The 12,794-nt window shown below is 71.2% G+C and carries 14 protein-coding genes and 1 pseudogene; 9 read left to right on the forward strand and 6 right to left on the reverse strand.

Annotated elements, in window-relative coordinates:
- Positions 1-335 precede the first annotated feature (335 nt).
- Positions 336-743: pseudogene (locus ABZ027_RS33385) on the reverse strand (cytochrome c oxidase assembly protein); the annotation flags it as partial.
- 20 nt (positions 744-763) lie between these two features.
- On the opposite strand from ABZ027_RS33385, the gene ABZ027_RS33390 reads away from it, so the two are divergent.
- Positions 764-1,234 (forward strand): SPW repeat protein, encoded by a 471-nt coding sequence (locus ABZ027_RS33390; RefSeq protein WP_356774911.1) that lies wholly within the window; start codon positions 764-766, stop codon positions 1,232-1,234.
- A gap of 90 nt (positions 1,235-1,324) precedes the next feature.
- Here the strand turns inward: ABZ027_RS33390 and ABZ027_RS33395 are convergent, their stop codons facing one another.
- Entirely contained in the window at positions 1,325-2,086 is a 762-nt protein-coding gene (locus ABZ027_RS33395) for a ZIP family zinc transporter (RefSeq protein ID WP_356774913.1), read from the reverse strand.
- A 170-nt stretch (positions 2,087-2,256) separates the two neighbouring features.
- On the opposite strand from ABZ027_RS33395, the gene ABZ027_RS33400 reads away from it, so the two are divergent.
- Both ABZ027_RS33400 and ABZ027_RS33405 read left to right on the forward strand, forming a co-directional pair.
- On the forward strand, positions 2,257-3,021 hold the full coding sequence (locus tag ABZ027_RS33400; protein ID WP_356774915.1) for a HipA family kinase: 765 nt from the start codon (positions 2,257-2,259) through the stop codon (positions 3,019-3,021).
- Positions 3,018-3,434, forward strand: a complete 417-nt coding sequence (locus ABZ027_RS33405; RefSeq protein ID WP_356774917.1) for a DUF3037 domain-containing protein — start codon at positions 3,018-3,020, stop codon at positions 3,432-3,434. Before ABZ027_RS33400 ends, ABZ027_RS33405 begins: the two co-directional genes overlap by 4 nt.
- A gap of 98 nt (positions 3,435-3,532) precedes the next feature.
- On the opposite strand, the gene ABZ027_RS33410 is transcribed toward ABZ027_RS33405, so the two are convergent.
- On the reverse strand, positions 3,533-3,949 hold the full coding sequence (locus ABZ027_RS33410; RefSeq protein ID WP_356774919.1) for an excalibur calcium-binding protein: 417 nt from the start codon (positions 3,947-3,949) through the stop codon (positions 3,533-3,535).
- Positions 3,950-4,236: 287 nt separating this feature from the next.
- Here ABZ027_RS33410 and fabG point away from each other — a divergent pair, with 287 nt between their 5' ends.
- The 5 genes from fabG (at position 4,237) to ABZ027_RS33435 (ending at position 9,016) form a co-directional block, all read left to right on the forward strand.
- On the forward strand, positions 4,237-4,998 hold the full coding sequence (gene fabG / locus ABZ027_RS33415; protein ID WP_356774921.1) for a 3-oxoacyl-ACP reductase FabG: 762 nt from the start codon (positions 4,237-4,239) through the stop codon (positions 4,996-4,998).
- A 12-nt stretch (positions 4,999-5,010) separates the two neighbouring features.
- Positions 5,011-5,769 (forward strand): SDR family oxidoreductase, encoded by a 759-nt coding sequence (locus tag ABZ027_RS33420; protein ID WP_356774923.1) that lies wholly within the window; start codon positions 5,011-5,013, stop codon positions 5,767-5,769.
- Positions 5,770-5,959: 190 nt separating this feature from the next.
- Positions 5,960-7,540, forward strand: a complete 1,581-nt coding sequence (locus ABZ027_RS33425; protein WP_356774925.1) for an ABC transporter substrate-binding protein — start codon at positions 5,960-5,962, stop codon at positions 7,538-7,540.
- A gap of 106 nt (positions 7,541-7,646) precedes the next feature.
- Positions 7,647-8,330 (forward strand): uracil-DNA glycosylase, encoded by a 684-nt coding sequence (gene ung, locus ABZ027_RS33430; protein ID WP_356774927.1) that lies wholly within the window; start codon positions 7,647-7,649, stop codon positions 8,328-8,330.
- Positions 8,331-8,494: 164 nt separating this feature from the next.
- Positions 8,495-9,016: a hypothetical protein gene (locus ABZ027_RS33435; protein ID WP_356774929.1), complete on the forward strand. Its 522-nt coding sequence runs from the start codon at positions 8,495-8,497 to the stop codon at positions 9,014-9,016.
- A 20-nt stretch (positions 9,017-9,036) separates the two neighbouring features.
- Here ABZ027_RS33435 and ABZ027_RS33440 read toward each other — a convergent pair whose 3' ends face one another.
- On the reverse strand, positions 9,037-9,540 hold the full coding sequence (locus tag ABZ027_RS33440) for a hypothetical protein (protein ID WP_356774931.1): 504 nt from the start codon (positions 9,538-9,540) through the stop codon (positions 9,037-9,039).
- Between the two features lie 138 nt (positions 9,541-9,678).
- Positions 9,679-10,191: a DinB family protein gene (locus ABZ027_RS33445; RefSeq protein ID WP_356774933.1), complete on the reverse strand. Its 513-nt coding sequence runs from the start codon at positions 10,189-10,191 to the stop codon at positions 9,679-9,681.
- Positions 10,192-10,381: 190 nt separating this feature from the next.
- Between ABZ027_RS33445 and ABZ027_RS33450 the strand changes: the two genes are divergently transcribed.
- Entirely contained in the window at positions 10,382-11,287 is a 906-nt protein-coding gene (locus tag ABZ027_RS33450) for a Gfo/Idh/MocA family oxidoreductase (protein ID WP_356774935.1), read from the forward strand.
- Here ABZ027_RS33450 and lnt read toward each other — a convergent pair.
- Entirely contained in the window at positions 11,211-12,785 is a 1,575-nt protein-coding gene (gene lnt, locus ABZ027_RS33455) for an apolipoprotein N-acyltransferase (RefSeq protein WP_356774937.1), read from the reverse strand. The genes ABZ027_RS33450 and lnt overlap by 77 nt on opposite strands.
- Positions 12,786-12,794 lie beyond the last annotated feature (9 nt).

Raw genomic sequence — 12,794 nt, forward strand, 5'->3', positions numbered from 1 at the left:
GAGCGCCGGTTGTTCAGCCACACCCCGGCAACCTGCGGCGATGCTCGCGGAAGCCACCGCGACCCGCCGTGTCACGCCCTTGCGCGAGGGCGGCTCACAGCCGGGGCTCGTCGAGGTGAACGATCACGGGACGTACATGAGGCGGGCCCCGTCGTGCAGGTCGGCCACGGCGAAGCCGGTGCCCGGCGGCGGACGGGCCTACAGCGTCTTCGCCAGGACCGCGTGGGAGGCACCGGCGGCCGGCAGGGAGCCACCGCGCACGGCGACACTCCAGCGGCGCGCACCGGATCGAGCTGACACACGGCGAAGGTGAACAGCAGCCCCGCGGCCAGCAGGTGGGCGTGGACAAGGCTGTGCAGGAGTGGGCTGTGCCGCGTGGCCGCGAACAGCTCCGTCCGGTACAGCAGCCACCGGCCGCCCGCGTCCAGCAGCGCCGCCAGCGGCGGGAAGCCGAGTCCGCCGACGGAACGGGAGTGCATGAGGTCCAGCAGACCCCGACGCGTCCGGCCGGGACCGAGGCTCCGCAGAACGAGGTCGGCGAGGGCAGCACCGGCACCCGGTACCCGCCCTGTTCGCGAGCGCACGGTCAGGGGCTGGTCACCGGTACCCGGGCGCTTTGTGAGGGGGTATCCCGCCAGGCACGCCCCTTGTTTTTCGGGCCGAACTCTCACAACTCGCGCTGGCGCGGGATGGTGGACGCTTGGTGGGTACTCGGCACATACCGGGATATATGCACCATGCATCCCCAAAGCAGGAGGAGATCATGACCGATCAGACTCATAGGACCATGGAGTCACACCCGGACATTCTGGAGATGCGGGAGCGCCACGCCCGGGCCGAGCGAGCGGTGACGACCCAGCAGGGGCAGGCCGTCGAGGCGCTGGCCCTCATCACCGGGGTGTACCTGTCCGCATCCCCCTGGATCGCCGGCTTCAACGGCTTCAGCACCCTGGCCGTGAACAACCTGATCACCGGCATCGCGTACGCGCTGCTCCTGGGCGGGTTCGGACTGGCCTACGAGCGCACTCACGCCCGCGCCTGGGCCGCCGCGATGATCGGCGTCTGGACCATCATCTCGCCATGGGTGGTGGCCGGGAACGTGGACACCACACGCACCATGGTCAACAACATCATCGTCGGAGCCGTCGCCCTGCTGCTCGCGCTCGTGACCAGCGCGACGGCGGGCGTCACGGACCGGGGCGGCCGTGGCCGCTCGACCCGGATGGCCGGCTGACACGGCTCTGCGAGCGCACAGGTTGTCGACAAGGACGGCGGCCGCGGATCACGCGGTCGCCGTCCTACCGTGTCATCGGGTGCCCGGCGGTCACGTGTGGGAGAGGGCGAAGGAGACGAGGAAGCCGCTCACGGTGATCAGCCCGATGGCGAGGTGCGCGTCCTCGAACGCCTCGGGGATCATCGTGTCGGCGATCATGGCGAGGATCGCCCCGGCGGCCACCGCGGTCACCGCGGCGATCACGGAGGGGGAGAAGGAGCCGACCACCGTGTAACCGAGGACGGCCGACACCGTGCTCGCGGCGGCGATCGCCGCCCAGACGCCGAACACGTACCCCTTGGCGCGGCCGGCCTTCTTCATCCCCGCCGAACTGGACAGCCCCTCGGGAACGTTGCTGATGAACACCGCGGCCACCGTCACCAGACTGACCGCGCCGCCGTCGAGAAGGCTGACGCCGATGACCGCGGACTCCGGCACCCCGTCGAGCAGGGCGCCCAGCGCGAGCGCCGCCCCGGACCCGCCCTGCTCGTCCTCCGAGGGCTGTGCCTCGGCACCCCGGTGGCCGGAGCGCTTGCGGTGGCGCGCACCCCGGCGGGCCAGCCACACGTTGCCCGCTGTGTAGGCCGAGGCGCCGATGATGGTGCCGACGACGGCGGGGGCGAGCCCCGCCTCCTCGTACGCCTCCCCGACCAGCTCGAAGGAGACCGCCGACAACAGCACACCGGCGCCGAAGGCCATCACCGTCGCGATCACCTTCTGCGGCACCCGCAGCCCGTACCCCAACGCGGCACCGAGCAGGAGCGCCGAACCCGCCACCAATCCCCACAGTCCAGCCTGTACAACCTCAGCCATGCCGACGCGTCTACCCGCTGCGGATGTGGATCAACGGACGATCGGTAACCGGTAACCGGCAACCGGGAACTCGGTGCTGGAGTTGTCGCGTCGCGGTGCCCCTCCTCGGCCGGCTGTCACGCTCGGTTACTATGCTCACTTCATGCCGGAGGCTGGGAGCGCCTGGGAAAATGCTGACTGAAGTCACCGCCACCCGCTACATCACCCCCCTGCGTGAGGGCGGCTCACTGCCGGGGCTCGTCGAGGCCGACGACCACGGGACCTACGTCATGAAGTTCACCGGCGCCGGGCAGGGCCGCAAGACGCTGGTCGCCGAGGTGGTGTGCGGGGAACTCGCCCGACGCCTCGGCTTCCGGGTGCCCCGGCTGGTGACCATCGACCTCGACCCGGACCTCGGCCTCGGCGAACCCGACCCGGAGGTGCAGGGTCTGCTCAAGTCCAGCGGCGGCACCAACCTCGGCATGGACTTCCTCTCCGGCGCCGTCGGCTACGATCCCCTCGCCTTCCCGGTGAGCCCCGAGGAGGCCGGGCGGATCGTGTGGTTCGACGCCCTGGTGAACAACGTCGACCGCTCCTGGCGCAACCCCAACCTGCTGCGGTGGCAGGGCGAGGTGTGGCTCATCGACCACGGCGCGACCATGATCTGGCACCACAACTGGCCCGGCGCCGAAGCCTCCGCGGCCCGTCCGTACGACGCCACGGACCATGTGCTGAGCTCTTTCTCACCGGATGTCGCCGGGGCCGCCGCCGCGCTGGCGCCACTGGTCACCGAGGAACTCCTCACCGAGGTCACCGCTCGGATCCCGGATGTGTGGCTCACGGACGAGCCCGGTTTCGCGACGCCGGACGACCTCCGGCGGGCCTACGCGCGACCCCTTCTCGCGCGGGCCGCCGTCGTCCACGACCGCGTCGAGGTCACCGGAGGATCCAAGTGAACGAACGCCACATCATCAAGGGCGGCCGCCGCGACGACCGCGAGGTCTTCGAGTACGCGCTGCTGCGGATCGTGCCCCGCGTCGAGCGCGGCGAATGCGTCAACGCCGGGGTGCTCGTGTACTGCCGGGCCAAGGCGTACGTCGGCGTGCGCACCCACCTCGACGAGACGAGGCTGCTGGCTCTCGACCCGGACGTGGACGTGCCCGGCGTTCGGGCCGCACTGCGTGCCGTCGAGGGGATCTGCGCGGGCGGTCAGGCCGCGGGTCAGGCCGCCTCCGATGACGCCGGCCGCCGCTTCCGCTGGCTGATCGCTCCCCGGTCGACGATCGTCCAGCCCGGCCCGGTACACACCGGCCTGACCGTCGACCCGGCCGCGGAGGCCGACCGACTCCTCGGCCTGCTGGTGCGGTGACAAGCCCGCGGCACCGGCCGTGAAAAAACGCGTCACCGCCCTCGGTCCGCGACACCGCTGTGAACCCGCGTCACCGCCCTCGGTCCGCGACACCGCCCTCAGCCCCGGCGCCGCCTCACCACGATGCCGGCCGCGAGGACCCCGCCGGCCACGAAGGCCAGCCCGATCCCGGTGTCCCAGCCGCTCGGCCCGGAACCGGAGCCACCGCCCAGGCCGCCGCGCACGCCACCCGTCGGGGTGACGGCCGTCGGGGTCGCGAAACCGCGCGGGCGGCTGGTCGCGGAGATGACGGGCGCGCCGCGGCGGGGCAGCGCCTCGCAGGCGATGCCGTCGTCGGGGCCCTGGTCCTCGTCCAGCCGGTTCGGGTCGCTTGGATCGGTGTTGAACACTGCCTGGGCCTCCTCCTGAAAGGTGAAGTCGGAGCAGTCCAGATCCTGGGCGTGAGCGGTGGCGGCCGACGGCACGATCGTGGCGAGCGCGATCAGCGTGCCTATGGCACCGGTACGACGACGCATGGAGCGCCTCCTTTCCGGCCACGAGTGGCCCGCGGCTTCGACGCTATGGGCCACATGGCGCACAGGCGTGCGGTGCGGGCCCGAACGGGTGCTTCCGGGGGCGTCGGTGCGGGACGATGGGGGGCGCGCGGGGCCCGCCGAGGGGTCGGCCACGCGGGTGATGGATCACACGTGACCGAACTGCCGTTGACACCGCGTGCCAGGGCTTCTAGCGTCACGTCTGCTGAAGGTACTAAGCGGTCGCTCACTTGATGGGCGTCCTTCTCGAGGGCGAGGAGAACCAGCACATGTCCACCACTGAGCAGCGGGTCGCCGTGGTCACCGGCGGAGCGCGCGGCATCGGTGCCGCCACCGCCGTACGACTGGCCGCCGAGGGTCGCGCGGTCGCCGTGATCGACCTCGACGAGGCGGCCTGCAAGGACACCGTCGAGAAGATCACCGCGGCGGGAGGCAGGGCGATCGCGGTCGGCGCGGACGTCTCCGACGAGGCTCAGGTCGAGGCGGCCGTCGCGCGCGTCGCCGCAGAGCTCGGCGCCCCGACGATCCTGGTCAACAACGCGGGCGTGCTCCGCGACAACCTGCTGTTCAAGATGAGCGTCTCCGACTGGGACACCGTCCTGAACGTGCACCTGCGCGGCTCCTTCCTGATGACCAAGGCCGTGCAGAAGCACATGGTGGACGCGGGCTTCGGCCGGGTCGTCAACCTGTCCTCGTCCTCCGCGCTCGGCAACCGGGGCCAGGCCAACTACTCCGCCGCCAAGGCCGGTCTGCAGGGCTTCACCAAGACCCTGGCCATCGAGCTCGGCAAGTTCGGCATCACCGCCAACGCCGTCGCGCCCGGTTTCATCGCCACCGACATGACCGCCGCGACCGCCGCCCGGGTCGGCATGGACTTCGAGGAGTTCAAGGCCGCGGCCGCCACCCAGATCCCGGTGGCCCGGGTCGGCGAGCCCGACGACATCGCCAACGCCATCGCCTTCTTCACGAACGAGGCCGCCGGCTTCGTCTCCGGACAGGTGCTGTACGTGGCCGGCGGACCGCTCGACTAGGGGCCCGGGAACATGACTTCGGTGGAACTCTCCGGCAAGGTCGCGCTCGTCACGGGCGCCAGCCGCGGCATCGGTTACGGCGTCGCGGAGGCGCTCGTCGCGCGCGGCGACCGCGTCTGCATCACCGGGCGCAACGAGGACGCCCTCAAGGAGGCCGTCGAGCAGCTCGGCGCCGACCGGGTCATAGGCGTCGCGGGCAAGGCGCACGACCTGGACCATCAGGCGGCCGCCGTCGAGCGCACGATGGAGGCCTTCGGCCGCGTCGACTTCCTGGTCAACAACGCCGGTACGAACCCGGTGTTCGGGCCGATCGCTGACCTCGACCTGGACGTCGCCCGCAAGGTGTTCGAGACCAACGTGGTCTCGGCGCTCGGCTTCGCGCAGAAGACCTGGCACGCCTGGCAGAAGGACAACGGCGGTGCGATCGTCAACGTCGCGTCCGTCGCGGGCGTCTCCGCCTCGCCCTTCATCGGCGCCTACGGCATCAGCAAGGCCGCGATGATCAACCTGACCCTCCAGCTGGCGCACGAGTACGCGCCCAAGGTGCGGGTCAACGCGATCGCCCCGGCCGTCGTGAAGACCCAGTTCGCGAAGGCCCTGTACGAGGGCCGGGAGGCGGAGGCCGCCGCGGCCTACCCCCTGGGCCGGCTCGGGGTGCCCTCCGACATCGGCGGCACCGCCGCCTTCCTCACCTCGGACCAGTCGGACTGGATCACCGGCCAGACCCTCGTCGTAGACGGCGGCATCTTCCTGAACGCCGGTGTGAGCTGACCTTCGGCACCGTGGCACGGGCGCTCGTCGACACAGACGGCGCCCGTGTCGGCGTATCGGAGCGTCACCGGACGATGACAACGTCGTCATCGAATCTTCGGTCGAGAAGAGGTTTACGAGGAGGTTGAGCGGGCGGAACGCTGCGGTATGGTCTGCCGACCCTTGGTACGGCAGATCGAGGAGCGTGCGCGTGTTCAACCGGAACCGAGGCCTGCGGCAGGTGGCGGCCATCGCATCCATATCGTCCCTGGCCGGCGGCTGCGGTGTCCTGTCGTCCGACTCCTCCGACGACGCCGGGCCGATCGTGGTGGGCACCACCAGCGCACCCAGCACCCTGGACCCCGCCGCTTCCTGGGACGGCTCCTGGGAACTGTTCCGCAACATCTACCAGACGCTGCTGGCCTACCCGAACGGCGCCACCACGCCCCGGCCGGACGCCGCCGAGAGCTGCGCGTTCACCGACAGGTCCAACCAGACGTACCGCTGCGAGCTGCGCGCGGACATGGAGTTCTCCGACGGGCACCCGCTGGACGCCCGGGCGGTGAAGTACTCGATCGACCGCATCAAGGCCATCAAGGCACCCAGCGGCCCCGCCGGACTCCTGGGCAGCCTGGACAGGGTGCAGGCGCTGGGGGAGCGCGAGGTCGTCTTCCACCTGAACCAGCCCGACGCCACGTTCCCGTTCGTGCTCGCCACTCCGGCCATGTCGATCGTCGACCCCGAGGACTACCCGGCCAGATCCCTCCGTGAGGACGGCGAGGTGTCCGGGTCCGGGCCGTACGCCCTCAAGTCCTACGAGGAGGGCGAGAAGGCCGAGCTCGTCGGCAACAAGAGCTACAAGGGCTTCGCAAAGCGCGAGAACGACGCGGTGACGATCCGCTACTTCCAGGACTCGTCGTCCATGGTCGAGGCGCTGCGGGACCAGCGGATCGACGTCACCTACCGCGGCCTCGCCGCCGACGACGTCGTCTCCCTCGAGAGCGACAAGGACGAGGACCTCCAGCTGGTCGAGGGCTCCGGCACCGACATCAGCTACCTGGTGTTCAACCCGAAGGACCCGTGGGCGAACAAGCGCGCCGTGCGCAGGGCCGTCGCCCAGCTCGTCGACCGCGCCGCGATCGCGCACAAGGTCTACAAGGACACCGTGGACCCGCTGTACTCGATGGTCCCCAAGGGCCTCACCGGCCACACCACCGGGTTCTTCGACGACTTCGGCAACCCCAGTACCTCCAAGGCCCGCCAGATCCTCTCCGAGGCCGGCATCACCGAACGCGTCCCGCTCACCCTCTGGTACACGACCGACCGCTACGGCTCCGAGACCGCCCTGCAGTTCCAGGAGCTCAAGCGGCAGCTGGACGATTCGGGCCTCTTCACGATCACCCTGAAGAGCCGCCCCTGGAAGACCTACCGCGGGGGATACGAGAAGGGCGAGTACCCGGTGTTCGGGCGCGGCTGGTTCCCCGACTTCCCCGACGCGGACAACTTCATCGCCCCGTTCGTGGGGAAGGAGAACGCGCTCGGCACGCCCTACCCGGCCCCCAAGATCACCGACGTGCTGCTGCCCCACTCGCGCGGCGAGAGCAACCGGGCCGACGTGGAGAAGGACTTCGAGGAGGCCCAGCAGATCCTCGTCGACGACGCGCGGCTGCTGCCGCTGTGGCAGGGCCGGCAGTACGTGGCGGCCAGCGCGGACATCTCGGGGGCGGAGCGGGCACTGGACCCGTCGACGATCATGACCGTGTGGCATCTGTACCGGAAGACCAGCTGGTAGGGGCGGTTTCGTCGCCCCTGACGGCGATTGTCAGTGCGCGCCTGTAGGTTCGGTGGCCTGGACGTGACCGCACGTCGTAGTGACCGCACACCGTAAGGACGTTGACGTGACCGACACCGCCATGCTGCCCGAGTCCTGGCGCGGGGTTCTGGGCGACGAGCTGCAACAGCCCTACTTCAAGGAGCTGACGGAGTTCGTCGAGGAGGAGCGGGGGCGGGGCCCGGTGTACCCGCCGCGCGAAGAGGTCTTCGCCGCGCTGGACGCGACGCCGTACGAGCGGGTGAAGGTCCTGATCCTCGGCCAGGACCCCTACCACGGCGAGGGCCAGGGGCACGGCCTGTGCTTCTCGGTGCGGCCCGGTGTGAAGACCCCGCCGTCGCTGCGCAACATCTACAAGGAGATGCAGGCGGAGCTGGGTCTGCCCGTTCCGGACAACGGCTATCTGATGCCCTGGGCCCAGCAGGGTGTCCTGCTGCTCAACGCGGTGCTCACGGTCCGTGCCGGGGAGGCGAACTCGCACAAGGGCAAGGGGTGGGAGAAGTTCACGGACGCGGTGATCCGCGCGGTGGCCGACCGGCCCGACCCGGCGGTCTTCGTGCTGTGGGGCAACTACGCGCAGAAGAAGCTGCCGCTGATCGACGAGACCCGGCACGTGGTGGTCAAGGGCGCGCATCCCTCCCCGCTGTCGGCGAAGAAGTTCTTCGGCTCCCAGCCGTTCACGCAGATCAACGAGGCGGTGGCCCGGCAGGGGCACGAGGCGATCGACTGGCGCGTCCCGAACCTGGGCTGACCGGTACGGGACGGTCGCTCATCTCCGAGGCGATCTTCTCCGGACCTGCCGTCGCGGCCGCCGCGCCGGTTGCGGCCGGCTCAGGCCCGGTGCCGCCTGACCGGGATTGTCGGTGCCTGCGGTTAGCGTCGGGAGGGACAGCCGACGAGTGGGCGGAGGACGTGATGGCGGAGCGACGGGGACAGGCGGCCACGGACGCCGTGATGACCCGGATCGGGCAGGTCGTCATCCTGCATCACGCCGGCGATCGCGAGGAGGCCCGGCACCGCTTCCTGGATCTGTGGGCCGAGATCGGGGAGGACGGCGACCCGCTGCACCGCTGCACCCTGGCGCACTACCTGGCCGACACCCAGGACGATCCGTTCGACGAACTCGCCTGGGACCTGCGGGCGTTGACGGCCGCCGAGGAGTTGACGGACGACCGGCTCGCCGACCACGAGGGGGCGCTCGCGGTGCGGGCGCTCTACCCCTCGCTGCACCTGAACCTGGCGTCGGACTACCTGAAACTCGGCCGCTCCGAAACCGCCCGCACCCATCTGCGGCGGGCCCGAAGAGCGTCCGAGGCGCTGGCCGACGACAGCTACGGCGACGGGGTGCGGGCGGCGATCAGCCGACTGGAATTGCGGTTGGGGGAGGGGGACCCGGGCGGAGGCGGAACATGGGGGCCGCCCCGGCAGCGGCCCTGAGCCAGGTGCCGACGGGATGCTCAACGCCCGTAGGTCTGTTGGCAGATCGTCGACTCCGGACTGCCCGGCTGCCAGCCGCCGTACTTCTTGCCGAGGGCGCAGACGTCCTGTGGGCCCTGGGGGACCGTCCGGGGCACGTCGGGGATCTCCACGCGAGGTGCCCGGGGTTGCCCGACGGCCGGGTGGCGGGGGCGGAGGTGGCCGGGATCGGGGTGGCGGGGTTCAGGGCGCGCGGGGCGGACCGGTCGCGTGCGGGGCGGCTGCTCCTGCGGTGTCCGTGCCGGGGCCGTCGACGGGGGCGCGGCCGGTTCCGGGCGGCGGGACGGGCCGATCATTTCCAGGGCCTCCCGGGCCGGCGCCTGCACGACCTGCGGCTGCTCCCGACCGTCGGGCCGGGGCGCCGCCGGCCGGGCGGGCACCGCCGGGGGGCCGGAGACGGGCGGGCGCTGGACCGTCACACAACCCGCGAGGGCCGAGACAGCCACGGTGACCAGGAGCGTTGCGGTGGTCGTCGTTCGATGCACGCGCGCAACTCTGCTGGGTCCGGCGGCCTTTGGACAGCGGACAAGCGGAGGATGCCCCGCACGGGTGATCTCCGGCCCCATAAGGCGGGTTCGAGCCCGCCGCCGCTGACTTCCGCGTGCGGCGCGGCGCCCTCTGCGTCAGTCTCCCGTCGCGCCGTCGAGGCGCTCGCGGACCAGGTCGGCGTGGCCGTTGTGGCGGGCGTACTCCTCGATCATGTGGGTGTAGATCCAGCGGAGATTGAAGGGCTCGTCCCTGGATCGGCTCTTGCCCCGGGAGAGATCGTCCAGGGCGAAGCCGGCCGCGTTGCGCCGGGCGATCTCTATCTCGGCCTGCCAGGTGGCGTAGGCCTCGTCCCAGGTGTCCGCCTCGGTGAGATGGAACTCGCCGTCCGGGTCCTCGTCGGTGAAGTAGATGGGGCCGGGATCGTCGGCGACGAGTACGTTGCGGAACCAGCCGCGCTCGACCTCCGCCATGTGCCGCACCAGCCCCATCAGGGACAGCTCGGACGGGGCCACCGAAGCGGTCCGCAGCTGGGCGTCGGTCAGACCCTCGCACTTCCACGCCAGGGTCTGCCGGTGGTAGTCCAGCCAGCCCTCCAGCATGGTGCGTTCGTCGGCGTTCTGGGCGGGTTCACTGCGGGGTGTAGTCATGCACGCATCATCACCTGATCCGCCCGCTCCCACCACGCGTTTTCGGGGCCGCCCTCGCCGGCGCGACCCACCCGACGGCCTGGCCCCCGCTCCAGGCCGTGCGCTGTCGACGCACCGCCGGTCGGCGGCCGCAGCCGCCGCCCGTATGCTGCCGGGGAGGCACGCGCAGGCAAGCAGTGAGGGAGTCCCCGTGAAGGTCGGCTGCATCGGACTGGGCGACATCGCGCAGAAGGCCTACCTGCCCGTGCTCGGCGGGCAGCCAGAGGTCGAACTGCACCTGCAGACCCGTACCCCCGCGACGCTCGCCCGGGTCGCCGACGGCCTCCACGTTCCCGCGGCCCAACGCCATGCCGACCTGGACTCCCTGCTCGGCGAGGATCTCGACGCCGCCTTCGTGCACGCACCGACCGCCGTGCACCCCGAGATCGTGACGCGGCTGCTGGCGGCGGGTGTGCCGACGTACGTCGACAAGCCGCTGGCGTACGAATTCGCCGACTCCCAGCGGCTGGTGGCCCTCGCGGAGGAACGGAACGTCGGCCTGGCCGTCGGGTTCAACCGGCGCCACGCGCCCGGATACGCGCAGTGCGCCGATCATCCGCGCGAGCTGATCCTCATGCAGAAGAACCGGATCGGGCTCCCGGAGGAACCGCGCGCGATGATCCTCGACGACTTCATCCACGTCGTGGACACGCTCCGCTTCCTGGTGCCCGGCCCGGTCGACGACGTCACCGTCCGCGCCCGGGTCGAGGACGGGCTGCTGCACCACGTCGTGCTCCAGCTCGCCGGGGACGGCTTCACCGCGCTCGGGGTGATGAACCGGCTCAGCGGCTCGGCCGAGGAGATCCTCGAGGTGTCCGGTCAGGACACCAAGCGTCAGGTGTTCAACCTCGCCGAGGTGATCGACCACAAGGGCCAGCCGACCGTGCGGCGGCGCGGGGACTGGGTGCCGGTGGCCCGGCAGCGCGGCATCGAGCAGGCGGTGCTCACCTTCCTCGACGCCGTCCGCGCCGGCCAGGTGCTCAGCGCCCGGGACGCGCTGGCGACTCATGAGCTGTGCGAGCGGGTGGTACGCGCGGTTCAGGAGCGGGGCGCCTGATCCGCAGCGTCCGCACCCCCTCGGTGACGGCCCACACGGCGAGCACCACCAGCGCCCCGTGCACCGGCCAGTCGCCGAGACGGACGTACGGGGTGACGCCCTTCGTCAGCGGTACGTCGTACACCTGGGCGGCGCTGCTGTCGGTCCCGAGCCACGAGCCGACAGGCCGGCCGCTCGCGTCGTAGACGGCGGACACGCCCGTCAGCGTGGCGTGCACCATGGGGCGCCCCGTCTCTGCGGCGCGCAGCGCGGCCAGCGAGGCGTGCTGCTTCGGGGCCCAGCTGTGCTGGAACGACGATGTCGACGACTGGCCGACCAGTACGTCGGCGCCGTCCTCGGCGAGATGGCGGGTCATGTCGGGGAAGGCGGTCTCGAAGCACACCATCGGGCCGATCCGCAGCCCGTGCCCGACGTTCATCACCTCCTGCCGGGACCCCTGCCTGCGGTCCTCGCCCGCCGCCTTGCCGACGGAGGTCACCCAGCCGAGCAGCTTGCGCGCCGGGATGTACTCGCCGAAGGGGACCAGCCGCATCTTGTCGTAGCGGTCCCCGGTGGGACCGTCCGCACCGACGAGGACGGAACTCTTGTAGATGCCGGGTTTGTCGGAGCGCCGGGCGTCCACGTTGACCAGGATGTCGGCGCCGGTCTCACGGGAGAGGACAGCGATCCGCCGGGCGAGATCGGGACGGTCGTCCAGGTCGTAACCGACGCTGCTCTCGCCCCACACGATCAGGTCGACGTCCTGCCCGACCAGCCGCCGGGTCAGCCGTTCCTCCAGGTCGAACCTGCGGTCGGCGCTCTTGGCGCCGTCCACCACACCCGCCTGGACGACCGCGATCCTGGACCGGCCGTCGGTGTCGGGACGCGGTGACCAGACCCAGGCCGCCGACGCCGCGGCGGCCGTGGCCACGAGCCCGGCCAGGGCGGGCAGCCGCGACTCACGGATCACGACGAGAACGGCGATCGCCACATTGACGGCCACCAGCAGGAAGCTGAGCAGCCACACCCCGCCGACCGAGGCCAGCCTCAGCGCGGGCGACACCTCCCACTGACTGGCGCCGAGCACGCCCCACGGGCCGCCCAGCCCCTGCCAGGAGCGCACCAACTCGATCCCGAGCCAGCCCGACGGCACAACCACAAGGGCGGCCGCGATCCTGCCCCGCGAGGGCGTTCCGGCCAGGAAGCGGCGTACCAGCCAGCCCCAGGGCGCCCACAGCGCGCCCAGCAGCGCGGCGAGGACGAACGTGAACACGTTCAGGCTCGGCACCAGCCAGTGGTGCATCGCCAGCATGAAACCGAACCCGCCGCACCAGCCGTCGTACGCCGCCCGTTTCCCGGCCGGCGCCGAGCGGACCAGCACGATCCAGGGGACGACGGCCACGTAGGCGAACCACCACAGCGACGGGGCGGGGAACGCGAGTACGGGCAGGGCACCGGCCAGCGCGGCGGCGATCGAGCGCCGCCACGGGGAGGCGAGCAATTGGCCGAACGAAGTCATACTGCGCCT

Source organism: Streptomyces sp. NPDC006332, from assembly GCF_040612855.1.
GTDB lineage: Bacteria > Actinomycetota > Actinomycetes > Streptomycetales > Streptomycetaceae > Streptomyces.

Coding starts and splice junctions, on each gene's coding strand:
- ABZ027_RS33410 (WP_356774919.1), bottom strand. CDS start 3,949: ATGCGTCGTCGTACCGGTGCCATAGGCACGCTGATCGCGCTCGCCACG.
- fabG (WP_356774921.1), top strand. CDS start 4,237: ATGTCCACCACTGAGCAGCGGGTCGCCGTGGTCACCGGCGGAGCGCGC.
- lnt (WP_356774937.1), bottom strand. CDS start 12,785: ATGACTTCGTTCGGCCAATTGCTCGCCTCCCCGTGGCGGCGCTCGATC.
- ABZ027_RS33445 (WP_356774933.1), bottom strand. CDS start 10,191: ATGACTACACCCCGCAGTGAACCCGCCCAGAACGCCGACGAACGCACC.
- ABZ027_RS33435 (WP_356774929.1), top strand. CDS start 8,495: ATGGCGGAGCGACGGGGACAGGCGGCCACGGACGCCGTGATGACCCGG.
- ABZ027_RS33395 (WP_356774913.1), bottom strand. CDS start 2,086: ATGGCTGAGGTTGTACAGGCTGGACTGTGGGGATTGGTGGCGGGTTCG.
- ABZ027_RS33400 (WP_356774915.1), top strand. CDS start 2,257: ATGCTGACTGAAGTCACCGCCACCCGCTACATCACCCCCCTGCGTGAG.
- ABZ027_RS33420 (WP_356774923.1), top strand. CDS start 5,011: ATGACTTCGGTGGAACTCTCCGGCAAGGTCGCGCTCGTCACGGGCGCC.
- ABZ027_RS33390 (WP_356774911.1), top strand. CDS start 764: ATGACCGATCAGACTCATAGGACCATGGAGTCACACCCGGACATTCTG.